This window comes from Pedobacter sp. 01T416_2 (assembly GCF_056398925.1).
Genome location: NZ_JBFTQI010001100.1, coordinates 1 through 1,399, shown reverse-complemented (window position 1 = coordinate 1,399; position 1,399 = coordinate 1). Strand labels below are relative to the sequence as shown.

Genomic DNA, 1,399 nt, shown 5'->3' with positions numbered 1-1,399 from the left:
GTTTTTACCATTTAAGGAATGTAAGGACATATAAACTTAAATGCTCTTATATGTCTTAAATGGTTGATCGAAAATGCTGGTGTACGTGTTTGGTGACTATTGCACTTGCAGTGGCAAAAATGTAGTTTGCAATTAGATGCTTAAAAAAAGATGGTAACATTTCCTTAACACTACCGCCTAATATCAATTTATCTAAAACATTTTATCTYAACATCAGCACTAAAAACTACCAAGGACTAAACCTATTATTAATATTAAATCAGGATTCAATTAACAGCACATTAACATCTTTGTCATCATAAAAAATCAGAACTAATCATAATGAAATCTGCCTGAACAGCAAAAAAACAGGCTCAGGCAAGCTTTATAACCGTTAAAAAAACAAATGATGATGAAAAATTTACTTATTGCAGTGTTGTTCCTGTTTTGCCTTGTCCAGAACCGGGCATTTGCACAAACAACCCAGGCATCAATTTCGGGTGTAATCACCGATCAACAAAAGAAACCTACTCCTGGAGTTTCGGTGCAGATCAGAAACAATTCAACAGGTTTCACTACTAAAACATCTACCAACGCTCAGGGCGAGTATACTTTTAAAGAGCTTCCATTGGGTGGCCCTTATTCGGTAAAAGCCATTTATGTAGGTTTTGGCGAGCAGATCAGAAATGGCTATATGTTAAACCTTGGCGATGTGGTTAGGGTAAACGTTGCCATGCAGGAAGCTTCGCAGGATTTAGACGCGGTACAGGTCGTGGCTTCGGGTTTGAGGAACAAAGTTCAAAACTTTGGCGCTTCTACAGAAATTTCGGCCAAAACAATGAACCAATTACCCGTAAACGGGCGTAATTTTTCTAACTTAATGGATTTATCTCCTTTAAGCCGTGGTGGAAATATTTCGGGGCAGTTAGGTTCTTCTACAAATTATACCATTGATGGAATGAATGCTAAAAACCCAACATCAGCCGGTAGTACGACGAGTCGTAGTGGTGCGCCATATTCAATTTCTATTGAGGCGGTTCGCGAGTTTAAGGTAGTAACCAATCAATATGATGTTACTTTAGGCAGAGCAGGTGGAGGTACCGTAACTGCTGTAACTAAATCTGGTACAAACACAGTAAGTGGAAGCGCCTTTGGTTATGGCCGTGCAGATTGGTTAGCCAGCCGTTACGATATTAGAGGTGTAAAGCGCGACAATGATTTCTCTACTTATCAATATGGTTTTACTTTAGGTGGCCCGATTATCAAGGATAAATTACACTACTTCGTTGGTTTAGATCATCAGAAAGATGCTCGCCCATTAATTATTGCCGATGTTAATGGGCCCGCTGATGAAGCACGTTTCAGAATCACCAATAGTACTTTAGCACAGTTTTTAGATGTTGCCCGTACTAAATATGGC

General features: G+C 39.2%; 1 protein-coding gene. It reads left to right on the top strand.

Features of this window, described 5'->3' with window-relative positions; translation table 11 throughout:
• Positions 1-391 precede the first annotated feature (391 nt).
• Positions 392-1,399 (top strand): carboxypeptidase-like regulatory domain-containing protein (locus AC1DPQ_RS27710; RefSeq protein WP_477611562.1); only part of this gene is annotated, 1,008 nt, incomplete at its 3' end.